The sequence below is a fragment of the Streptomyces sp. NPDC088745 genome (assembly GCF_044751045.1).
Taxonomy (GTDB): Bacteria; Actinomycetota; Actinomycetes; order Streptomycetales; family Streptomycetaceae; genus Streptomyces; species Streptomyces cremeus.
The window spans coordinates 448,209-469,979 of the sequence record NZ_JBIVLB010000001.1; the positions used below are offsets into that span (position 1 = coordinate 448,209).

A 21,771-nucleotide genomic window follows, 5' to 3' on the forward strand; every position below is an offset into this window, starting at 1 on the left:
GTCGTCGTGAGGGCGGGCCGGGTGGGAAGTGCGGGGCGGGTCAGTGGGGCAGGAAGGGCAGTACGTAGGTGCGGTACAGCGACTTCCACAGCGGGACCTCGCCCACCGAGACCTCGGCGGTGCCGTTGGCCGGCGAGGGAGCCCGGTCCAGGTCGAGTGCGAAGGCGGTGGCGGGCATGCCGACCGCGTCGCCCATGTCGATGGGGAAGAAGGCGGAGACCGAGACGTCGGCCGGCTGCGCGGGGGCCGCGCCGATCCGGGTGGTGGCGACGGAGTCGTTCATGATCAGACCGTTGGTCCGCAGGCTCACCCGCGCGCCCTCGTGCACGAGCTGGTCGGCGCTGCCCTGCGGCAGCACCACCCGGGTGCCGGCGGCGTCGGTGACGTAGGCCGCGGCCAGGGTCTGCTGGACCGGCAGGAACAGTGCGCCGGTCCCGGCGGCCGCCAGCGCGGCGCCGACCGTCCACGCCCGCACCCGGCTGACGCCCGCCGCCTTGACCTCGGCGGCCAGCCTGACCCCGCCCCGGCCCAGCAGGTACAGGGCGTAGGAGATGACCGAGGAGGCGAGCAGCAGTCCGAGCCAGCCGACCCGCTGCATGGTGTCGATCCAGGTGCCCAGCGCCGTGGTGATGAAGTACAGCGGGAAGGCGAGGCAGCCGAGGCCGTAGAGGACCGTCCACCGGGTGGGCAGTTCCCGCTTGTACGTGCCGCCGAACAGGAGCCGGGCCAGGGTGCGCCGGGCGTCGGCCATGGACCGGTCCCGCAGGTACGGGGTGTCGACGTGGCTCATCAGGGCGATGTAGCCGTCGAGCTTGATGAACGGGGTGAGGTTGAGCAGGCCCGTCGCGTAGCTGCTGATCGCGAAGAAGAGCAGGCAGGTCTTGGCGACCGAGTCGTCCATCGGCCAGGCCACCAGGGCCGAGAGCGCGGCGAGCGAGGTCTGTACGGCGGGCCCGGCGAGGGCGGTGTGGACCCGCTGCTTGCGGTCCGGCAGCCGCCAGGCGTCCGACACGTCGCAGAAGAACGCGGGCATCAGGTAGAAGAGCATCACGCCGATGCGGGAGGGCTTGCCCCCGTACCGGATGAGGACGGCGGCGTGGCCCAGCTCGTGGATCGACACACCGAACAGCAGGGCGAGCAGTACGCCGACGAAGGTGACGGCGGACATCGGGCTGTTCAGGGTCGTCGCCACCGCCTGGTGCTGGGCGACGAGGGCGACCACGCCGAGGGCGACGCACAGGATCCCGGCCGCCACGGCGCCCTTGGAGAACAGGCGGGCGAACACGGGACGCAGGGCCTGCATGGCCCGGCCGGGCCGCAGCACGGTGAGCTGGAAGGTCATCGGGGGGACGATCAGGAAGCGCGGCGCGATCTTGGGCGGCGCGGTCTTGCCGTCGTCCAGCAGCTTGAGGGAGTCCAGTTGCGAGACGGCGCTGCCGACCCGCTCCGTGTTCCAGCCGGCGCCCAGCCGGTCGGCCAGGGCCTCGTGGTCGCGTTCGCCGTCGAGCAGCTCGACGAGTTCGGCGACGCGCTCGTTGATCCGCACGTAGCGGGAGCCGTGCTGGAGGACCCAGTTGCCCTGCCCGTCGACCGGCGCGTGGACCTCGGCGCTGGGCGCGAGGCGGGGTTGCCGGGTGTGGTCTTCGGGGAGGGTGCCGGTCGGGGGCGGTGGAATCAGGACTGCGCTCACGGAGGTTTCCTTAACGGGAACGAAACAGCGGCGGGGAGTTGGGGTGCGACACCCCTGCGGGGGGCCGGCCAACCGTGGCCGGCCGGCCCACCGCAGATCCTCGGGGTCACCCGGGCGGGCAGCCGAGGTGATGCTGGGAGTCGGTCAACTCCGTCTCCCTCAGCGTCGGTTCACTCGTCGACGCGAAGCCGGTCGGCTCAGGTGAGCGTGATGGAGGTGGCGACCGAGGCGCTGATCGCGACGCCCGTGGAGACGCCCGTCCAGAAACCCGGGGCCTCAAGGGCCTCCAGCTCCTGCATCTCCAGCTCGACGAGCTCGTTGTTGGCGATGTTCTCGACGGTGCCCAGGTTCTCGCTCATGTGAATTCCCTTTTCTGTGTGGTGTCGCGTGGTGTGTGCGGGGTGGTGCGATGAAGGGTGAAGCGGTCTGCTGCCGGCCCGGATCAGGTCAGGGTGACGGAGACGCCGACCGAGACACCGGTGGAGAAGGCGACGGAGAAGGTGCCCCAGCCCGGAGCCTCAAGGGCCTCCAGCTCCTGCATCTCCAGCTCGACGAGGTCGTTGGTCTCGATGTTCTCGACGGTGCCCAGGTTCTCGTTCATGTGAATTCCCTTGCGTGTGTGGTGTGTTCAGTGAGGGGTGGTGCGGTGCTGCGGATCCGGCGGGCCCGCCGTCGGGCGGGCCCCGGCCGGTTCGATCAGGTCAGGCCCGATCAGGTGAGGGACGCGGCGACCGAGACGATCGAGATGCCGACGCTGACGCCGATGCTGGTGCTCCAGCCCGGGGCCTGGATGGGCTCCAGCTCCTGCATCTCCAGCTCGTTGGCGACGAGTTCCAGCTCCTGCTCGACGGCCTGGATGTTGTCGCTCATGGTGTTCTCCTCTTGTGCTGTTTCTTCAGGGATGGGATGGGTGGTGCGGGTGGTGCGGTTTTCACCTCCCGGTCAGGCGCTCGGGCCCGCCGGGAGGAGTGCGTGGGAGTCGGCCGCATGGGCGGCGGCCGGCTCGGTGGCCTCGTCGAGGAGCGCGGCGATGTCGTCGGCGCTCAACCCGGCGAGGGTGGGAAGTCCGGCGCCCCAGAAGCGCACGCTGCGCAGGGCGACGGTGTGCAGCAGCTCCCTGGGGAGGCGCACGGTGTGCTCGATCCGCCAGCGCAGCATCAGCTGCTCCAGCCCGTCGTACGGGTGCGGTGCCAACCAGGGCGCGTGCACCCTGAGTCGTCCCCACAGCCGCTGGATGCGGGCGGCGCTGCCGAAGCGGGTGTCCCCCGCCAGGGCCCTGCGCCACACGAGCGGCCAGAGGGCGGCGACGGCGCGCATCTTGGCCAGGCCGAGCGCGGTGGAGAGTTCGTTCGCCAGCGCCCAGCACTTCACCGCGTAGGGGCTGCGCCCGACGTTGATGGCGCCGAGCTGGCTCTCCGCGCTGAGCCGGGCGACGCGCAGCCGCTCGGCCTCGGGCGCCGGTTCCCCGGCGGCCAGGCTGCGGGCGATCTCGTCACCGGCCAGCAGCAGCGCACCTGCCAATTCCTCGACGGCGGCGTCCTGTCGGGGCAGGTCGACACTGTCGCTGGTGTACGGGATGACGGTCCGGAAGATCGCCTCCAGTACGCCGTCCAGTACGAGCCGGCCCGGCAGGGTCTCGGTCGCCCCGGCCACCCGGAGGGCGGCGCGCGGCCTGAGGACCTCGCCCATCGCGATGCGTTTGACGCCGTCGTACGGGTAGCAGGCGACGGGTCCCGCCTCGGTGCCGGTGCCCAGGGTGGTGGGCACCGCCAGGAGGTTCGCGTACTCCCCCAGTGCTGCGGGGAGCACGACCAGCCCGCTGCGCTGGCCCGCGGTGAGGTAGCGGACGGTTTCGGGGCTGCGGCTGATCGCGGTCGCCAGCTTGGCGAAGTCGAGGGTGGAGCCCCCGCCGATCCCGACGACCAGTTCTCCGTCTCCCAGCCCCGCTGCGAAGGCCTCGATGGCCGGCAGTGTGCCGTCCGCCGGGGTCGACGCCGGGGTCGGTGCGAACCCGGCCCGGGTGAGGCGGTCCCTGACCTGCTCGGTGACGGTGTGCTCCGCCACGGCCGGGTCGGCCAGGACGGTCACTCCGGTGGGGCGCAGATCCCGGAGCAGGCCAGGGATCTGGTCGTACGCATCGAGTGCGGCGGGCATCTGTCGGCTCCTTCCGGTTCAGGCGGTCGCGGTGGCGGTGGCAGGGACGGTGGCGGTGGCGGGCGTCAGGGTGTCGATCCCCGCTTCGATGCAGGTCAGGAGCTCGGCGACGTCGTCGCGGGAGTAGGTGAGGGCGGGTACGAGCTGGATGCCGGAGGGCCCGGGGTGGACCAGGGCGCCGGCGCTGCGGATGCGGGCGACCAGGGTGGCGACGTCCTGGCCGGACAGTTCGCCGCCGTCGGCGTGCCGTACGTGCAGGGTGCGGAAGCAGCCGGTGCCGGTGGTGCCGTGGGCGAGCGGATGCCGCTCGACGAGTTCGGCGAGCCCCTGCTGGAGCCAGGCGGCGACGTCGCGTCCCGCCGCCACCGCGTCGAGGCGTTCCATCTCGGCGATGGTGGCGCTGACGGCCGCGCCGACGAGGGCGGTGCCGCCCTGGGTCTCGGCGTGGGCGAAGGTGGTGTCGGTCTCCTCCAGCACGTCGGTCACCCGCTTCGACATCACCAGTGCGGCTGCCGGGCAGGCCCCGTTGGTCAGGCCCTTGGAGGTCACCAGGACGTCCGGGCGGCCGGGCCAGCTCTCGGAGGCGAAGTACTGGCCGGTGCGGCCGAAGCCGGTGGCAACCTCGTCGGCGACCAGGAGGTAGCCGAAGTCGTCGCGCAGTCGGCCCAGTTCGGCGACGTACTCCTCGGTGAGGGGGACGGTGCCGGTGCCGACGACGGGTTCCACGATCACGGCGGCGACGCGGTGGCCGAGGGAGGTCATCAGCCGGCCGAGTTCGGCCGTGTCGTTGGGTGAGACGTGCCGGATGTGGCGCTGGTCGACTCCGTAGACCCGCTGTCCGAGGTCCTCACCGGTGAGGGCGAAGCCGCCGAAGGTCAGGCCGTGGAAGCTGCCGCGCAGCGAGACGATCAGGTTGCGGTTGGGGACGCCCTGGGCGGCGTGGAAGATGCGGGCCAGCTTCATCACGGCATCGTTGGCGACACCGCCGCCGGTGGAGAACAGCACCCGGGAGTAGTGGTCGGGGCCCGAGACCCGCAGCAGGTCGTCGGCCGCCCGGCGGGCGTAGACGTTCTCGAAGCGGAAGGCTCCCAGGTAGGAGGCGTTCCGGGCGGCTTCGGCGAGCGCCTCGGCGATGCGCTCGTTTCCGTAGCCGAGGTTGACGTTCCACAGGCCGCTGTCGGCGTCCAGGCGGGTGCTGCCGTCGGCGAAGGTGACGCGGTGTCCGCTCGCGGAGACCGCGCAGATGCTGTCGTCGCCGTGGCCGGAGGGCGGGACGAGGTAGGGCCAGAGCGCTGTCGTCGTCATCGGGTGGCTTCCGTGGTCAGGAGCGTCACGCGGTGACGCTCGCCGGGCGGGGTGAGGGGCTGGCGGGCGGTGACGGTCAGGCCCGCGGCCGTCAGCTCGGCCTCCAGTTCGGGCAGGTCGACGATGGCCACGCGGTCGGTGCAGACCGTGGTGGGGCCGTCGTCGGGCGCGCCGTCGGCGGGCAGGGGGATGAGGGTGACGGCGCGGCTGTCGGCGCCGGCCGGCCAGTGTTCGTACAGCTCGTAGACCGTGCCGCTGGCTCCGGCGACCCGTACGGCGGTCTCGGCGGGGCCCTCGGCGTCCCCTCGTTCCATGACGGTCAGCAGGAACTGGCCGCCTTCGGTCAGGTGGTCCAGGACGCTGCGGAACAGGCCCTTGCGGCCGTCCCCGTCCAGGAGGGAGAGCGAGGTGGTGCCGAGCAGGACGTGCGGGAAGCGCACCCCGCCGAGGTCGAAGGCGGACATGTCCGCCCGTACGACGGTGCAGCGGTCCCGCATGGTGGCGGGGGCCTTGCCGAGCTCGGCGTGCAGCAGGGCCAGCATGTCGGCGGACAGGTCGAGGGCGGTGACCTCGCGTCCCGCGGCCAGCAGCGGGAGGGTGAAGCGGCCCGCTCCGGCGGCCAGGTCCAGCACGGCTCCGGGAGCGGTGCGCACGGCGCTCAGCAGGGCCCGGGTCTCGGGGTCGTCGTAGGTGGCGAGGTCCTGGTAGAGGGGGGCGCCCAGGGCGTCGTACAGACCGCAGAGCCGTACGCGGTCGCCGAGCCCGGCGACGCGTCGGGCGGCGTGGGTGTGCGGGGGCGCTTCGAGGGTCAGGGGTGCTTCGGGGGTGAGGGTCGCGGTGCTCATGCGGCCACCGCCTGAAGGGGGTTGAGCCGTACGCCGTGCTGGGCGAGCAGCTCGTCCAGCACGTCGAGTTCGGCGGCGGGGACGAGTGCGGTGACGCGCTCGGGGGCGGCCAGGAGGCATTCCAGGGCGCGGGCGGTCTCCCGGCGGACGGCGAAGAGCCGGCCGCTGATCACCATGTACGTCTCGGATCCGCCGTACACGACCAGGGGCAGGGTGGCGTCGTCCAGGTCGGCGGCGGCGCCGGCCAGTTCCGGGGTGAGGCGTGCGCCGAAACCCGAGACCTTGAGCCCGGTCCTGCCGTGCGCCATCAGGATGCGCATCGCGGTGATGGCCTTGAGGTAGCGGGGCAGGAAGGGGCGGCTGTGCAGGGCCTGGTCACGGATGTCCTGCGGGACCACCGCGCCCAGTGCCGCCTCGTCGGGGCCGAGTTCGGCGAAGCGCCGGGTGAGCGTGTCGAGGCTGTCGTCGACCGTGCCGAGGACCGCGCCGGTCGGGGTGGTGGAGACGTATCCGTCCGGGTCGGCGTAGAGCCGTACGGAGGGGCCGTCCGCCGGGTGGTGGCTGCCGCCGAGGGCTCCGGCGTCGGCCAGCACCACCGAGGAGGTGAGGAGGAAGTCGGGGAAGACGCCGTCGGTCAGCGCACGGTCGGCGTCGGCGAGGTAGGCCTCGAAGTCGGGGCGGTCCGTCAGCCGTACGACGGTCGGGCCGAAGACGGTCATGTAGGGGCTGGAGGCGTAGGAGTGCGTCTGGAGGAAGAAGTCCTGGCCGTTGGAGAGCTCGTCGCCGGGCTCGGTGAGGCTGCCCTCGTGCCCCACGGCGGGGGCGGGGACGCCGGTCCCGTCGTCGGGGGCCAGCAGCAGGGTCGAGGGGCCGACGAGTCCGGCGGCCACGACGGCGGGGACGTGGGCGGCGTCGCTCAGCACGAGCGTCTGGACGCCGGGTCCCGGGGCGCCCTTGAGGGGGGCGCCGGTGGCCCAGGAGATGAGGTGGTCCTTGAGACGTTTGCGATCCGCGGTGCGGGGCCCGGCGGGGGCCGCGCCGGGCCCGGTCGAGCCCACTCCTGTCGTGTCCATGCCAGAGAACATCCTTCGTCGGTGTACGTTCCCGCCTGCCTCCAGGGGCATCGGGTCAATGTCAGGTGCTGAATGTCAGGGGGCCGGAGCCCCGGGGGCCGGTGCCGGTCAGTGCGGCGCCACGACCGCCTTGAGGATCGTCGACAGGTCGGAGAGCGTCTCCTGCGTGCCGAAGAGCTTGTGCACGGCGGTGCTGTTGAGCACGATCTCGTCGACTCCGGCCTCCTCGAAGGCCTTGAGCGCCTTGACCACCTGAGGCAGGTCGCCGCCGGCGAACGCGCCGGTCTCCACGACACCGCGCGCCACGTCCTCCAGCTTTCCCGAGCGGACGTCCACGCCGGCCCGGCCGAGCATGTCCAAGTAGTGCGGGGCCTGCATGTGCGGGGCGTTGCCGATCACCGCGAGCCGTTCGGGCACGTCGCCCTCGCGGCCGTCCTTCTGGAGCCCGGTGGGCACCATGGCGACGATCCTCGGCAGCGTCGTGCGTCCCGCTCGGGCCGCACCCTCCTCCACCGCGGGCAGGATGACCTCCCGCAGGTAGGCGGGCGGCGTCAGCCAGGTGATCACGACGTCGGCCACTTCACCCGCCAGCCTGGCCATGCCGGGCCGCAGTACCCCGAGGCCGACGTCGACCCTGGGCGCCACGGCCGGAGCGAGCTGCCCCCGGAAGGTGTAGTGCGGACCGTCCATCTCGACCGTCTCGCCGTCGAGCAGACCGCGCACGGCGGTGACGTACTGCCGCGCCACCTGGAGCGGCTTGGCGTACGGGGCCCCGAGGATGTTCGCCTGGAAGGCGGCGGCGCCGGGGCCGAAGCCCGCGATCACCGACTCACCGGTGGCCAGCGCCACCGACCGGGCCTGGAGGGCGGCTTCGTACGGGTGGCGCAGCGGCATCAGCGTGACCCCGAAGCCCGTCGGAACCCTGAACCCGGCCCCGGCCAGCCCCGTGAAGGTCTGGTGCGGCTCCATCACCATGGCCTGTCCCTGCCAGAGCCGGGTGGCTCCGGTCCACTGGACCAGTCCTGCGAAGGGCAGCGCCTGCTCCAGTCGACGGGGGACGCAGGGCAGGAGAACGGAGTAGTCGGTCATGGTCGGTCGGGGTCTCCTCGGTCGTGATCGCGGGCGGGCCGTGGTCGGCGGGTCATGGCGGGCGGGTGCGGTTCGACGGCGGCCGGTGGGGGCTACTTGCCACCGGGGCCGGGCGACGGCACCTCCCAGTCGTTGTTCTCGACCTTCAGCGCCACCGACCCACGGGCACCCGGCACCTCCCAGTCGTTGTTGTCGACCTTCAGCACCACCGACCCACGGATGCCCGGTACCTCCCAGTCGTTGTTGTCGACCTTCAGCACCACCGACCCACGGGCACCCGGCACCTCCCAGTCGTTGTTCTCGACCTTCAGCGCCACCGACCCACGGGCACCCGGCACCTCCCAGTCGTTGTTGTCGGCCGCCTGGGCCGCGCCCTGTGCACCGAAGGCGAGAACCCCCGTGGTCAGCAGACCGATCACGACCTGCGCGCTGCGGCGGGAAAGCCGGCTGTAGGACGAGTTGCTGTTCACGATGATCTCCCCGTTGCTCGGTGCGGTTTCGCTGTGTTCCTGCGGTGCTTCCTTGCGAGAACGACTTTGCCGTCTGCGGGGGCCGGTCACGAGGGCATATGCGCGCAGCTTGCTGCACCTTCGTTTTCCTCATCGTGCAGCGATCGCCATCGGGCCCTCACAAACCCTCCGCCGGAGCCCGCGCGACAACTCCGCCCCCGTAAATGGAGCCTGACACTCCGTCAGCAACCTCCGTTGACAACCCTCGATCATCACTTGAAGATCCAGTAAAAGATGTGGTGCCCGCTCGACCACGGGGGAAGACGAAAATGCCGCACTTGCTGGAGTTTCTGGGGGTGAGCGAGAGAGAGGACCACCTCTACCGCGCACTCCTCCGCCGCGAATCCACCCGCCCGCCCGCCGAGCACCCGGAGCGCCCCGCCGCCGAGCACCCCGACCCGGAATCCCAGGACCCGGAACTCCAGGACCCGGACCTCCGGGACCCGGACCTGGACCGACTGGTGACCCTGGGCCTGGCCTCCCGCGCTGCCAACGGAGTCGTACGGCCCGTCCCGCCGCCCCGAGCCGTGGACGCCCTCATAGACGGCCGCTTGCGCGCCCTGCGCGAGGAACTGGAGGGCGAGGTAACCCAGCGTGCGGTCCTCGAATCCCTCTTCCGCGAGCGCCGCGCGGCCACCCCGTCCCCGCACGCCGGAACCGGCTCCGAGAACAACCAGATGATCACGCACCTGTACGGCATCGACGCCGTACGGGAAGCCATCGACGAGCTGACCTTCTTCGCCCGCTCCGAAGACCTGACCACGCACCCGCGCGGCGTGATGTCCCCGGAGTCCATCACCGTCTCACGCCCGATCAACATGCGGCTGCTGCGGCGCGGGGTGCGGATGCGCATGATCCTGGGGGCGGCGGTCCTGCAGGACGAGGCCAGCCTGGCGTACACGCGGGAACTGGTGACGCACGGAGCGGAGATCCGTGTCTCCCACCACCCCATCGAACGCGTGATCATCGTCGACCGGCAGGCCGCACTCACCCCCATCGACCCCACCCTCACCGCCAAGGGCGCACTCCTCGTAAGGGAGCCTGGCCTGGTCTCCACGCTGATCACCCTTTACGAGCGCATGTGGCAGGCCGCCGACGAACTCCCCGGCGAGGACACCGACCTCCCCTCCGACATCGAACGCAAGGTCCTGGCCCTCCTGCGCACGGCGGACAAGGACGAAACCGCCGCCCGCCACCTCGGCGTCTCGATCCGCACCTACCGCAAGCACCTCGCCACCCTGATGCGCCGCCTGGGAGCGGCGAACAGGGTGGAGGCGGCCCTGATCGCCCACGAACGCGGCTGGCTCACCTGACCCGGAGGCCCCGGCCGCCACCCGCGTCAGCGACGCGGCGGCCGGGGCCCTCGCCCGTACCCCCGCATCCCCTGCGTCTGCTGGATCTCCCGCCGAATCCGCTCGGCCTTTCCGCGTACGACGTCGGCGGGCAACCCCTTCTCGGGGCGGGCGTACGGCGTACTCCGGCAGGGTCCGCACAGCCCGCCGGGCAGGGCCTCGGCCGGCCCCGGCACGCCGCACCCGGTGCACTCCATGGCGATCAGCCCCTGCACCGGGCCCGGCAGTTCGGGCGGCATCTCGTCGATCAGTCTGCGCTGCACGAACCCGAACGGATGGCGCACCGGCTGCGGCAGGCAGAAGGTCAGCGTCCGCACGAACTGCGCCTCGCTCATCCCCCGCTTGAACCACTCGGCGGCGAGCGGCGCGAGTGCCCCGCAGGACGCGGCGGACAGGGGCAGTTGCGGCTCATTCCGCGCGACCCGCGCCAGCGCGTCGTACCCGCGCCGCTCGGCCTCCCCCGGTTCGTCCACGGGCACGTCATGCTCTTTCCCGCTCTCGGGCACGTCGCCCAGGACCAGCGCCCGCCACCAGTGCTCGTGCCGCGCGGTCCGCGAGAACCAGGTCCGGGTGACCTGGCGGTACCCCTCCCGCTCCACCCACACCTCCTCGCGGAACCGCCGCAGATGCCCGGCGGCGGTCAGATACCTGAGTGCACTGCCGATGGCCATCTGCCCGTACGCCTCCATCTCCCTGGCCAGCGTCTTGATGCTGATGTCGGCGCCTTCGGGAAGCCCGTCGATGTACCGGGCGATGGACGCCTCACGCCTGGGCAGGTGTGCGAAGGTGCCGCCGTCGAGCGGAAGTTGATCGGGCGCGGCCTTCTTCCCGTACCCGGGCTTGGCCATCGGGTGGGCGGGGGCGTGCAGGGTACGACTAAGCTCTTGAACAGCCATGGGGGATCGCTCCTTACGATCTCGTTGGTCAGACCCCTGTGTGGTGTGCCTAGCACCGCATGGGGGTCGCTCTGTCGTGACGCACGGTACACGCTCGCAACGCGTGGTCGCGACCCGATCACGAAAAGTCATCTCGCGGACGTCCGCGCCCAGTTGACGCCGACGCACGCGTCACGCGCCCGCGAAAGGGTGGGTGGGCGGGATGAGTCCCACCCACCGTTCCCAGCAAAAAAATCTCGAACCTCGCCGCCCGGGTCTCAAGTACCTAGCATCAGGGGCATGGTCGAACACGAAACGTCGTTCTCCTCACTGGACGGGACCGCTCTGTCCGGAACGATCTCCCCGGCTGTTGCCCCTCCGATCGGCGCTGCGGTGCTGGTTCACGGGTCCGGGGTCACGCGTGAGGAGGGCGGGTTCTTCGCGCGCCTGGCCGACGGGCTCTCCGAGGCGGGAATCACCAGCCTGCGGTTCGACCTCCGCGCCCACGGCGCCAGTGGCGGCCGTGAGTCGGAGCTGACGATCGCTGCGGTGACCAACGACGTGCGCGCCGCCTGTGACCACCTTCGTGCCCAGACCGGGCAGGCCGGGCCGGTGCACGTGATCGCGGCCTCGTTCTCGGGCGGGGCGGTCGCTCTGCATGCCGCGCACCGGCCGCAGGACGTCGGTCGCCTGGTGCTGTTGAACCCGCGGCTGGACTACCGGGAGAGGTACGTCACCTCCCGTCCCGGCTGGGCCGATGACTACCTGTCCGATGAGGCAGCCGCCCACCTGGACGAGTACGGGTTCACCGAGCGGTCGCCGTTCGAACTGAACCGGGCTTTGCTGAACGAGGTGTTCTACCTCGACACCGAGGCCATCCTCGGCGCGGTGCGCGCCCCGGTGCTGGTGGTCCACGGCACCGCCGACACGTTCGTTCCCGTCGAGTCCTCGCGCACGCACCTGCCGATGTTCGGCGGCCCCGTCGAACTGTTCGAGCTGGAGGGTGCGCAGCACGGTTTCGCCGTGCACGACGACCCGAAGTACCTGCACCCGCAGTCACAGGCGTGGCAGGCCGAGGTCATCACGCGTGTGACGCGGTTCCTCACCGTCTAGGCGGCTGCCAACTCGTTCAGCCGGTCATTCAACTCCCTTACGGACGGCAGGCGGAGGTAGGGGCGCAACGCCGCGTCCGTGCGGCGGAGTTCGGCCAGAGCCTGTCCGAATCGGGCGTCGGACGCCAGGGCCAGCGAGCACAAACCGGCGTTCGCCGCCTCGTCCGGGTCCCCGGCCGCGACCAGTGCCCCAGCCAGATGGGCAGTGAAGAAAGCCCGGTCGCGCGTGCCGAATTGAGGAGTCAGGTGCTGCTGGAAGAGGGCGACGGCCCTTTCCGGCTGTCCTGCCTCGCGGTAGCAGATCGCTCTTTGCACCATGAGGCGCTCACGGGTGTAGTTCTCCCCCAGCGGTCCCGTGCACGTAGCGGTCTCCGACACCGGGTCCGCCTGATCGAGTGCGGCATGTGCGCGGTCGAGCGTGCGGGTGACGTCGTCCACTGGAGCACCGGTGAGAGCCAGGGCACGGGCCTCCTGTTGAAGCGCTTCGGCACGCGGGCGCGGAGGCAGGGTCCACGGTCCGCGTGTGGCCGCGTGGGCGAGGTCGAGCATGCGAGCCGACTCCGGTCGCTCTGTGGCCTGTGCCTGCCGCAACAGTACGTATGCGTGCATCGCGCCATCGCTGGTGACGGTCGCCCATTCCTTGGCCTGATGGTGCCAGTAGGCAGTCGCCGGGGCGGGAGCGCCCGCGTCCCGGTGGAGGAAGGCTGCGAGTTCCGCGCCACGGGCCCCGAGGCGCAGCAGGGCGTGACGCACATCGGGCCGGGCTTCGCGAGCGGTGCCGTCGATCGCGGACAGGATGCCCAGAGTGGCGGGGAGGGCATGGTGGGGGCCGGTGAGCCCGTCCGCCCGGGCAGCGTCGTCCAGAGCGGCGCGCAAGTGGGCGACCAGCTCGTGGTCGCTGTAGCGACGGGCGTCGCGGGCCGCAGCGGTGAGGTGTTCCAGGGCCGCCAGGTCGAAGAGCGGTGCGGACCCGAAGAGAACTCCGCCGAAGAACGTCCTGCGGCGCACGCCTTCCGCCGCTTCGAGCTGTGCCGCAAGCTCGGTACCGCTCCGTCCTGCCGGGCAGCGGGAACGGACGAAGCCCAGAGAGTCGAGCGGACACCCGAACAAGGCTTGAAGCACCCGGCGGGCATCCCGGTTCGGCCATGTCGACTCGCCCGACTCCCAGCGTCTGACCTGGCGTACCGAGACCCTGGCACGTTCGCCCATGGCCTGCGCTGCCGCGTCGTACGCCTCGACGAAATCCTCCTGCGTGTGCCATCCACGTCGTGTGCGGGCGGCGACGAACCTCACGTTGCCTACCGCTGGTTCAGGCATGGGCACCCCCGGTTCCAGACCCTCACCGTAGCCAGCGCCTTGGCCGGTCTGCCAACGAATGGCCTTTCCACTGCCGAGGTGTCCGGTGATCTGTCCGCCCATCCGGCCTCGACCTCGTAGGGGGCAAAGGGCTGCACTGGTCCAAGGCCGCCGCGATCCGTGTGGACGGCGCACCTGAACGAGGCAGACCGTGACCAGCCGGAGGAAGACGAGAGGGATGAGGACCGTGACGGCACACAACGGTGCGGGTCGGCATACGAGACACCAGGACGACACCGCGGATTGGCTGGCGCACATCTCGGACGCACCCGCGCAGGTCCACGCCGAGTGGACGGAGCGGGGCGTCGCGGTGCTGCCGCTCGGGCGGCGGTTCGACGCGGTGCGGGTTGCGGGGGTGCTGGTGCGGGCCGCACTCGCCACGAACGCGGTGGCCGGCCGCCCGTTGATCCTCGACCCGCACAGCGACGTGTACTACGCCCTCGTCCCGCCGCAGACCACCGAGACCTGGACCTGCGCGTTCGGCATCTGCCTGGGGCGCGGGGCGTGGCTCGGCGTGCCGCACCCCGACCGGATCGGAGCGCCCGGCCCGCACTGGACCTCGCCCGTTCGAGAAGAGCCGCCGCTCTGCACCGCACCCGGCGTCCGGGCCCTCATCGAGCGTGGCCGGCACGCGATCGAACGGGCCGGGGCGGTGCCACGTGAACGGTGCGCCTGGTGCAAGCGGGACACCGGGACACCGGTCATCGCCGGGATCATTCACAGCGGGAGCGTCGGCGGCGGGCACATCCACGCCTGCCCCGACTGCACGGCCACGTACCGCCTCCTCCCCCTCGCCGAACACCTGGCCGACAGCGACGGCGCACCCCGCTGCCGCCCGGTGAACGAGCGGCTCCCGTGAGCGGCCCCCTGTACGACGCGATCCGGCCGCCGTGCCGGTGCCCGCACCGCGCGGGCGAAACCACCCACCAATGACGGAGGTACTCCGATGGGCAACAACAAGCATGACGGCGGCACCGGCACCGGCCAGGGCGGCAGCCAACAGGACGACAGCAACAGCGGCAACAAGCATGGCGGAGGCGGTTCCGACGAGGGCGGCAACACCAATGACGGCCAGCACCCGGCGGACGGCAAATGAGCGGCCACGAGGGCGGGGAAGCGGGACCCGCGCGGCTCGCCTACGCCCTGCGTGCGGCCGGCGCGCTGACGGAGGACTGGCTGCCCGCGTACGGGGCCGTGCCCCGGCACCTCTTCGTTCCCCAGGTCATCTGGCCGGGCCGGGCCGGTATGAACCGGCAGGAGGACCGCGTCATCCGGGACGAGCAGCCGGATGTGTGGTGGGAGGCGGTCCACCGGGACGCTCCGATCACCACGCAGTGGGACGACGGAGCGTTCAGCGGGCCGGGCCGGGGACGGATGCCGACCAGTTCGAGCTCGATGCCCAGCATGGTGTTCCGGATGCTGGGGGCACTCCAGGTGGCCGAGGGATCGCGGGTCTTGGAGATCGGGACCGGCACCGGATGGAATGCCGGGCTGCTCGCGCACCGGCTCGGCGGGGAGAACGTCGTGTCCGTCGAGGTGCACCCCGAGACCGCGCGGGCCGCGCGTTCGAGGCTGGAGCGGGCTGGACTGCGTCCCCTGGTGCACGTGGGCGACGGGGCACGGGGATTCCCGGACCGTGCTCCGTACGATCGCGTGCTCGCCACCTGCTCGGTGGGGTGCGTGCCCCCGGCCTGGCGGGAGCAGACCGTGCCGGGGGGCGTCATCGTGGCCCCGTGGGGACCGACGTACGGCGGCGAGGCCGTCGTACGTCTGACGGTCAGCGAGGACGGTACGGCGGAGGGCCCGTTCGTCGGGTCGTCGGCGTTCATGCGGATGAGCGCGCAACGCAAGTCGCTCCCCTCGACGCGGGCCTTCGCCGAACAGGGGGAAGGGGTGCCGTCATGGACCCGGCTGTCGCCGGACGACGTGGGCGACTGGGTGCAGATGTTCGCCGTCGGGGTGCAGGTTCCGGACCTGTTCTGCCGGGTCGAGCCGGGCGAGGGGGACGCGTACCGGCTGCGGCTGATGGACACGGGGGTCACGGCGTGGGCGACGGCGGACCACAAGCCGGGACACGCCTCGTTCCGCGTGGTCCAGGCGGGTGCGCGGCGGCTGTGGGAGGAGGTGGAGGCCGCCTGGGACTGGTGGGCGGAACAGGAGCGTCCCGGGTTCGAGCGGTTCGGTCTCACGGTGGACGACCAGGGCGAACGGGTGTGGCTGGACGAACCCGGACGACTCGTACCGGTGCACGGATCGGCCGTGCGCCGACAGGACAGCCGACAGGACAAGGGAGACGTGTGATGTACCAGAACGACGCACCGCCCAGCTTCGACGAACTCCTCGACTCCGCGCGGAAGTCGGCGTACCACCTTGAAATGCGCGACACGTACGGCGTCGCGGACGAGGCCGTCGGCTTCGCCCACTGGCAGCGCACCGGTGACCGCGACACCGATCCCGCCTCGCCGTACTGGGAGCCGTGGGTGTCACTGATCAGCCGCACCGTCGCCCGGGGCGTGGTGGTCCGCCGCGCGCGCATCGTGTCCGAGCCGGTGAGCGCGTACATCAGGTACGAGCACAGCTCCACGGTGGTCAACCTCGGCGCGGGCGAGGACGTGCGCTGGCTGCCCAGGCGGCGGGCGTCCGGGCTCGCCCTGCCCGGCAACGACTTCTGGCTGATCGACGGGCACTTCGTCCGCTTCAACCACTTCACGGGCGACGGCGACTGGGCCGCCCGTGAGGACACAGAGGAGCCTGCCGTCGCGGAACTCTGCGCCACCGCCTTCGCGGCAGTCTGGGCTCGCGCCGTACCGCACGACGCGTACGAGATGCCGTCGTCCGAGCATGGCCTGGACACGCTCGCCGAGCACGTTCCGCGCTGAAGGGGGTCAGGAGGCCCCCTTGCGGAGGACGTCGGTGACCTTGAGCTCCTCCTGTTCCGAGGCTCCGAAGGGGTCCACGCGGACGCCGTCCGGGGCGGCGGTGACCTCCAGGACCAGGTTGCCGCCCATGAAGCGCAGGTCGATGCGCACCCGGGGGGAGCCCCCGTGGTCCGGCATCCGGTGGATGCCGGAGGGCAGGTAGTCCAGGGACGTCAGGACGCGGTGGAGGGCGGGGTGGGAGGCGGGCTCGGGGGGCGGGGAGGTCCGGAAGGCCTTCGTGATGCGCTGCCTGTGGAAGTCGCCCTCGCACTTCTCCACGGCGCGCAGGGGGATCTCGTCACGGGACGGGGGGAGCCCGGTCGTCGGGCCCGGCGGCTCGGTGCCGTCCGGGCCGTCCGTCGGAAGCGGGACCGGCGGGGGCGTCTCGTCGGGGCCGTAGCGGGGAGTGGCGGCCTCCCGGTCCGGCAGGTCCTCGGGGCGGGGCACGGCGCCCTTGTCGGTGGGGGTGTCCTCGTCGGGCGGAAGGGGCTCGTCCGTCGGGGCGTCGGGGTCGCAGGCGTTCAGGGCGCGGCCGATCAGGTCCAGGAAGCGGGCCTCCGCCTCCGGGGTGCCCGCCGGGGTCTTCTCCTTCGCCCGGTCCGCCGCCGGGGCACCGGTCGCGGTGCCCGCCTGCCGGGCGCTCCCGCCCCCGGCCCGGTCGTCCGAGGCCGCCCGCTGGGTTCCGCAGCCGGTCAGGAGGAGGACGGCGGCGGCCGTGGCGGCCAGGGCGGTCGTCAGCAGGGGCCTGGGGAAGGGCCGTGCGGGGATCTCGGTTCGCATGGGGACATGGTGTGCCCGCCGGTTCCGGCCCCGCATGGGTGTTCGTACTCAGGTGACGGCCCCGGGCGGACGCGTGCGGATGAGTACCGCACCCCCTCCGCCGCCTGCACAACTTCAGCCCATCGCACACCAGTTGTCCGCCTACTGATCGACTTCCGCCACAAGTGGGTCCCCGGCAAACGATCAAGGGGCAAGGGATGGTCAAAAGGTTGTGAGGCAATTGTTGGCACACGGTCAACAACGGTCGATCGGTGTCACTCTCACATCGCTCAGCTCTTACCCCCCACGGAACGAGTGATGGAGAGCGCATGACCCCCCACGTTTCACGGAAGAACTCTGTCCGCGCCACCGCCCTCGCCGCCGCGGCCGCCATGGTGGTCGTCGGCGTGCAGGCCGGGACGGCGGCCGCCGTGCCCGACCCGGCGCGGCAGGCCCCCGCGACCTCCGCCGCCGAGGTGCGGGCCACCGCCATCAAGTCCGCCCAGGCCAACGCCGCTTCGGCGGCCAGAGAGCTCGGTCTCGGCGCCGGTGAGAAGCTCGTCGCCCGCGATGTCGTCAAGGACGCGGACGGGACCGTGCACACCCGGTACGAGCGGACGTACGACGGCCTGCCCGTCCTCGGCGGCGACCTCGTCGCGCACGTCGCCGAGGGCGGAAAGCTCAAGGGCGTCGACCGTGCGACCGACGCGAAGATAGCCGTGGCGTCGACGACGCCGAAGCTGAAGGCGGCCGCGGCCGCCCGCAAGGTGATCTTCGCGATCAAGGACAGGCCCGTGCTGGCCTTCGAGACCGTGAAGTCGGGCACGAAGAAGGACGGGACCCCGAGCCGGCTGCACACCGTCACCGACGCCGACACCGGCAAGAAGCTGTACGAGTTCGACGAGATCGAGACCGGCAGCGGCGGCAGCATGTACAGCGGCGAGGTGCCGCTCACCACGACGAAGGGCGGCTCGGGCTTCGAGCTGACGGACGGCGAACGCGGCGGGCACAAGACGTACGACCTCAAGGGCGGGCAGTCCGGGACCGGCACGCTGTTCACGGACGCCGACGACACGTGGGGCAACGGCAAGGCCGACGACCCGCAGACGGCTGCCGTCGACGCCGCGTACGGGGCCGCCACGACCTGGGACTTCTACAAGTCCGAGCTGGGGCGCAACGGCATCGCGGGCGACGGCAGGGCCGCCTACTCCCGGGTGCACTACGGCGCGGCGTACGTCAACGCCTTCTGGGACGACAGCTGCTTCTGCATGACGTACGGCGACGGCGTCGGCAACACCCACCCGCTGACCGCCATCGACGTCGCCGGGCACGAGATGACGCACGGGCTGACGGCGGCCACCGCCAACCTGGAGTACGCGGGCGAGTCCGGCGGCCTCAACGAGGCGACCTCCGACATCCTCGGCACCGCCGTCGAGTTCTTCGCCAAGAACAAGGAGGACGTCGGCGACTACCTCATCGGCGAGAAGATCGACATCAACGGGGACGGCTCGCCGCTGCGGTACATGGACAAGCCCAGCAAGGACGGCACGTCGCTCGACTACTGGGACGAGAAGGCGGGGGACGTGGACGTGCACCACTCCTCCGGCATCGCCAACCACTTCTTCTACCTGCTCGCCGAGGGCAGCGGGGCCAAGGAGATCAACGGCGTGCGGTACGACTCGCCGACGAAGGACGGGTCGAAGGTCACCGGCATCGGCCGGGAGAAGGCGTACAAGATCTGGTACCGGGCGCTGTCGACGTACATGACGTCGACCACGGACTACCGGGGCGCCCGTGCGGCGACCCTGAAGGCGGCGGGCGACCTGTACGGCGCGGACGGCGTCGAGGCGAAGACCGTGGCCGCCGCCTGGACCGGGGTCAACGTGAAGTAGCCCCCGGGCGAAGGCCGTTGGGCGTCCACAGGTGGGCGTCCGCAGGTGGGCGCCGGCCGGTGCGTGCCGGCCGGTGCGTGCCGGCCCCCGGCGTCAGCCGTTGGCGGCAGCCGTCGGGCGTCATTCGTCGGGCGTCATGCGTCGGGCGTCGCGGGGCGTACGCCCCCGTGCAGCCAGACGTCCCAGACCGCCGACAGATCCGCGTCCGTCTTCCCTTCGACGTACGCGGTGAAGTCGGCGGTCGACGCGTTCCCGCCCCGGTACTTCGCCGGCCACTCCTCCAGGATCTCCCAGAAGGCGTCGTTGCCGACCGCCTGGCGGATCTTGTGCAGGACCATCGCGCCGCCCCCGTACACCGGGTGGCCCGAGACGTTCCGGGGGCCGGGCGGACTCGCCGGCGGGAACTTCCAGTTCGCGTCGTCCCCGAACGCCGCCTCGAAGGACTCCTGGGCCGTGCGGCCGCCCTCGTCCTCGGTCCACAGCCACTCCGCGTACGTCGCGAAGCCCTCGTTGAGCCACATGTCCCGCCAGTCCTTGGGCGAGACCGAGTTGCCGAACCACTGGTGGGCGATCTCGTGCAACTGGGCCTCTTCCAGGGCTCCGTCGTTGCCGGTGACGCCCGCGTAGACCGGCTTGGTCTGGGATTCGAGGGCGTACCCGACGTCCCCCTCGCCCCGGGTGACGACCGAGCCGATCGAGTCGAAGGGGTACGGGCCGAAGTAGGTGACCGCCCAGTCCATCATCCTGGGGATCTCCTTGCGCAGCCCGAGGCTCTCGGCGTCCACGGACCGCTCGGCCGCCGCGTACACCGGGACGGTCCGCGTCACCGTCTCCTCGTCGTCCGCGAGTTCGGCGGTCGCCTTCGACTCCCACACCGCGAAGTCGCCGACCGCGACCATCGCGAGGTAGCCGGCCATCGGCTCGCGCATCTGCCAGGCGAAGGTGGTGCGGCCGTTCGCGGTGCGGGGCGGGTTCTTCAGCTCCCCGTTGGAGATGGCCGTCCGGCCCGCCGGGACGGTGACGGTGATGTCGTACGTCGCCTTGTCGGAGGGGTGGTTGTTGCCGGGGAACCAGGCCATGGAGCCCGTGGGCTGGCCGACCGCGACCGAGAGCTTTCCGTCCTCGGGGCGCAGCCAGCCCTCGCGGGCCCCGTCGACGTCCTTGATCTCGCGCGGCGTGCCCGAGTAGCGGACGACCGCCGTGAAGGTCTCGCCCTTGCGCAGGTCCCGCTTGGGGCGCAGGGTCAGCTCCGTACCGGCCCGGCGGGCGGCGGCCGGCTCGCCCTCGACGGTCGCGGAGGCGACGGTGAGGCCGGCCAGGTCGAGGTTGAACGCGCTCAGCTCCTGGGTGGCCTTCGCGGTGATGGTGGCGGTGCCCTTGAGGCGGTTGCCGGCGGGGGTGTAGTCGAGGTCGATGGCGTAGTGGGTGACGTCGTAGCCGCCGTTGCCCAGCTTGGGGAAGAGGGGGTCGCGCAGGCCGTGCGCACCGGGACCGCCGGTGGGGACGCCCTCGCCGGTGCAGCCGCTCACCGCTGCCGCGAGGAGGAGGGCGACGGTCGCGGCACGGGCGCGGAGGGGGCGGCGTCGGCGGGAGGGCATCCCCCGATCTTAGGCGGGGCGGGGGCGGGGCGGGCGGGTTCGGGAGCGGAGGGTGGGGAGTGGGGGCGGTTCCCCGTACGACCTCGGGGGCGGCTCCCCGTATGACCTCGCGGGCGGCTGCCCGTACGGCCTCACGGGCGGCTTCCCGTACGGCCCCTCCCGGAGGCGCCTTTCCCCCACCGCCTCACGGGACCAGCACGACCTTGCCCGTCGTCCGCCGGTTCTCCAGGTCCTCGTGCGCGCGGTCCGCCTCCGCCAGCGGGTAGAGCTGGACCGCGGGGCGCAGGACGCCCTCGGCGGCGAGGGCCAGGGCGCGGGTCTCCAGGGTGCGGATGGGGTTCGGGCCGCCGCCCGCCCTGGCCAGCATGGGCGGGCCGAGCACGACCTCGCTGGTGATGGCGCGGTCGGCGAGTTCGGCGTCGGTGAAGGTGAGGGGTTCGCCGTCGTGGACGCCCTTGCCCGACCAGCCGAAGACGAGGTGGCGGCCGCCGGGGGCGAGCAGGTCGACGGCGGCCAGGCCGGTGTCGCCGCCGACCGAGTCGAAGACGACCGTGGCGCCGCCGATGCCGCGCGCGGAGAGGAAGGAGGTGACCTGTTCCTGCCAGTCGGGGCGGAGGTAGTCGACGGCGAGGTCGGCGCCGTTCCGCTCGACGAGGGCGGTCTTGGCGGGCCCCCCGGCCAGGCCGACGACGGTGCCGCCCGCGTGCTTCACGTACTGCACGAGGAGGGTCCCGATGCCGCCCGCGGCCGCCGGTACGACGGCGACGGTGTCCGGCGCGGCCTCGGTGAAGCCGAGGATGCCGAGGGCGGTGCGGCCGGTGCCGATCATGGCGACGGCCTGGGGGTCGGTGAGGTCGTCGGGCACGGGGTGCAGCCTGGCGGCGTCGGTCACCGCCAGCTCCGCGTAGCCGCCGGGGTTCGCGCCGAGGTGGGCGACGACCCGGCGGCCGAGCCAGGACGGGTCGGCGCCCGCGCCGAGCGCGGTGACGGTGCCCGCGACCTCGCGGCCCGGGACGGTGGGCAGGGCGGGCAGCTCGGGGAAGGGGCCCCGGTCGCCGCGGCGCAGGGCGGTGTCGACGAGGTGCACGCCGGCCGCGGCGACGGCTATCCGGACCTGGCCGGGGCCCGGGAGCGGGTCCTCGGTCCTCTCGTACGTGAGGTTCCCGGCGGGACCGAAGGCGTGCAGGCGGATCGCGTGCATGGTCGACTTCCTTCACTGGTGGGGCCGTCGGCGTGCGCGGCCG

The 21,771-nt window shown here is 71.9% G+C and carries 22 protein-coding genes; 7 read left to right on the forward strand and 15 right to left on the reverse strand.

Annotation, left to right across the window (positions count from 1 at the left end; translation table 11 throughout):
- Positions 1-40: 40 nt before the first annotated feature.
- The 10 genes from mpaP to ACIP93_RS02005 form a co-directional block, all read right to left on the reverse strand.
- Positions 41-1,690 carry a daptide biosynthesis intramembrane metalloprotease gene (gene mpaP / locus ACIP93_RS01960; RefSeq protein WP_380836744.1) on the reverse strand — a complete coding sequence of 550 codons (1,650 nt, stop codon included), beginning with the start codon at positions 1,688-1,690 and terminating at the stop codon, positions 41-43.
- Positions 1,691-1,887: 197 nt separating this feature from the next.
- Positions 1,888-2,049, reverse strand: a complete 162-nt coding sequence (locus tag ACIP93_RS01965) for a daptide-type RiPP (RefSeq protein ID WP_189822142.1) — start codon at positions 2,047-2,049, stop codon at positions 1,888-1,890.
- Positions 2,050-2,132: 83 nt separating this feature from the next.
- On the reverse strand, positions 2,133-2,291 hold the full coding sequence (locus ACIP93_RS01970) for a daptide-type RiPP (RefSeq protein ID WP_345221521.1): 159 nt from the start codon (positions 2,289-2,291) through the stop codon (positions 2,133-2,135).
- Positions 2,292-2,401: 110 nt separating this feature from the next.
- Positions 2,402-2,560 carry a daptide-type RiPP gene (locus ACIP93_RS01975; protein WP_189822144.1) on the reverse strand — a complete coding sequence of 53 codons (159 nt, stop codon included), beginning with the start codon at positions 2,558-2,560 and terminating at the stop codon, positions 2,402-2,404.
- A 72-nt stretch (positions 2,561-2,632) separates the two neighbouring features.
- Entirely contained in the window at positions 2,633-3,844 is a 1,212-nt protein-coding gene (mpaC, locus tag ACIP93_RS01980; protein WP_401754613.1) for a daptide-type RiPP biosynthesis dehydogenase, read from the reverse strand.
- Positions 3,845-3,862: 18 nt separating this feature from the next.
- A complete protein-coding gene (gene mpaD / locus ACIP93_RS01985; RefSeq protein ID WP_401754616.1) occupies positions 3,863-5,149 on the reverse strand; it encodes a daptide-type RiPP biosynthesis aminotransferase in 1,287 nt (428 codons plus the stop codon).
- Complete coding sequence (gene mpaM, locus ACIP93_RS01990; RefSeq protein ID WP_401754619.1) at positions 5,146-5,994, reverse strand: daptide-type RiPP biosynthesis methyltransferase; 849 nt, start codon at positions 5,992-5,994, stop codon at positions 5,146-5,148. The genes mpaD and mpaM overlap by 4 nt, the downstream gene beginning before the upstream one ends.
- Positions 5,991-7,067 (reverse strand): daptide biosynthesis RiPP recognition protein, encoded by a 1,077-nt coding sequence (gene mpaB / locus ACIP93_RS01995; RefSeq protein ID WP_401754622.1) that lies wholly within the window; start codon positions 7,065-7,067, stop codon positions 5,991-5,993. Before mpaB ends, mpaM begins: the two co-directional genes overlap by 4 nt.
- A gap of 108 nt (positions 7,068-7,175) precedes the next feature.
- Positions 7,176-8,156, reverse strand: a complete 981-nt coding sequence (locus ACIP93_RS02000) for an LLM class flavin-dependent oxidoreductase (RefSeq protein WP_345221504.1) — start codon at positions 8,154-8,156, stop codon at positions 7,176-7,178.
- A 92-nt stretch (positions 8,157-8,248) separates the two neighbouring features.
- Positions 8,249-8,626 (reverse strand): hypothetical protein, encoded by a 378-nt coding sequence (locus tag ACIP93_RS02005; protein WP_401754626.1) that lies wholly within the window; start codon positions 8,624-8,626, stop codon positions 8,249-8,251.
- Between the two features lie 335 nt (positions 8,627-8,961).
- On the opposite strand from ACIP93_RS02005, the gene ACIP93_RS02010 reads away from it, so the two are divergent.
- Positions 8,962-9,978: a LuxR C-terminal-related transcriptional regulator gene (locus ACIP93_RS02010; protein WP_401754629.1), complete on the forward strand. Its 1,017-nt coding sequence runs from the start codon at positions 8,962-8,964 to the stop codon at positions 9,976-9,978.
- 26 nt (positions 9,979-10,004) lie between these two features.
- On the opposite strand, the gene ACIP93_RS02015 is transcribed toward ACIP93_RS02010, so the two are convergent.
- Positions 10,005-10,913, reverse strand: coding sequence for a hypothetical protein (locus ACIP93_RS02015; protein WP_401754632.1), 909 nt, complete (start codon positions 10,911-10,913; stop codon positions 10,005-10,007).
- 279 nt (positions 10,914-11,192) lie between these two features.
- Between ACIP93_RS02015 and ACIP93_RS02020 the strand changes: the two genes are divergently transcribed.
- Positions 11,193-12,005, forward strand: coding sequence for an alpha/beta hydrolase (locus ACIP93_RS02020; RefSeq protein WP_401754635.1), 813 nt, complete (start codon positions 11,193-11,195; stop codon positions 12,003-12,005).
- Here ACIP93_RS02020 and ACIP93_RS02025 read toward each other — a convergent pair.
- Positions 12,002-13,423 (reverse strand): multiprotein-bridging factor 1 family protein, encoded by a 1,422-nt coding sequence (locus ACIP93_RS02025; protein WP_401754638.1) that lies wholly within the window; start codon positions 13,421-13,423, stop codon positions 12,002-12,004. The genes ACIP93_RS02020 and ACIP93_RS02025 overlap by 4 nt on opposite strands.
- Positions 13,424-13,547: 124 nt before the next feature.
- On the opposite strand from ACIP93_RS02025, the gene ACIP93_RS02030 reads away from it, so the two are divergent.
- From ACIP93_RS02030 to ACIP93_RS02045, 4 genes are all read left to right on the forward strand, one after another.
- Positions 13,548-14,219 (forward strand): hypothetical protein, encoded by a 672-nt coding sequence (locus tag ACIP93_RS02030; RefSeq protein ID WP_401754641.1) that lies wholly within the window; start codon positions 13,548-13,550, stop codon positions 14,217-14,219.
- 87 nt (positions 14,220-14,306) lie between these two features.
- Positions 14,307-14,456, forward strand: coding sequence for a hypothetical protein (locus tag ACIP93_RS02035; protein WP_401754644.1), 150 nt, complete (start codon positions 14,307-14,309; stop codon positions 14,454-14,456).
- Positions 14,453-15,661, forward strand: a complete 1,209-nt coding sequence (locus ACIP93_RS02040; RefSeq protein ID WP_401754647.1) for a methyltransferase domain-containing protein — start codon at positions 14,453-14,455, stop codon at positions 15,659-15,661. Before ACIP93_RS02035 ends, ACIP93_RS02040 begins: the two co-directional genes overlap by 4 nt.
- Positions 15,661-16,239 carry a DUF6879 family protein gene (locus tag ACIP93_RS02045; protein ID WP_401754650.1) on the forward strand — a complete coding sequence of 193 codons (579 nt, stop codon included), beginning with the start codon at positions 15,661-15,663 and terminating at the stop codon, positions 16,237-16,239. The genes ACIP93_RS02040 and ACIP93_RS02045 overlap by 1 nt, the downstream gene beginning before the upstream one ends.
- Positions 16,240-16,245: 6 nt before the next feature.
- Here the strand turns inward: ACIP93_RS02045 and ACIP93_RS02050 are convergent, their stop codons facing one another.
- Positions 16,246-17,058, reverse strand: a complete 813-nt coding sequence (locus ACIP93_RS02050; protein WP_401754653.1) for a hypothetical protein — start codon at positions 17,056-17,058, stop codon at positions 16,246-16,248.
- 308 nt (positions 17,059-17,366) lie between these two features.
- Here ACIP93_RS02050 and ACIP93_RS02055 point away from each other — a divergent pair, with 308 nt between their 5' ends.
- Positions 17,367-18,929 (forward strand): M4 family metallopeptidase, encoded by a 1,563-nt coding sequence (locus ACIP93_RS02055; protein ID WP_401754656.1) that lies wholly within the window; start codon positions 17,367-17,369, stop codon positions 18,927-18,929.
- Between the two features lie 134 nt (positions 18,930-19,063).
- Here the strand turns inward: ACIP93_RS02055 and ACIP93_RS02060 are convergent, their stop codons facing one another.
- The gene (locus ACIP93_RS02060) at positions 19,064-20,527 is read right to left on the reverse strand and encodes a M1 family metallopeptidase (protein WP_345221486.1); all 1,464 of its coding nucleotides are present in this window, start codon (positions 20,525-20,527) and stop codon (positions 19,064-19,066) included.
- A gap of 184 nt (positions 20,528-20,711) precedes the next feature.
- Entirely contained in the window at positions 20,712-21,728 is a 1,017-nt protein-coding gene (locus tag ACIP93_RS02065) for a zinc-binding dehydrogenase (protein ID WP_401754659.1), read from the reverse strand.
- Positions 21,729-21,771 lie beyond the last annotated feature (43 nt).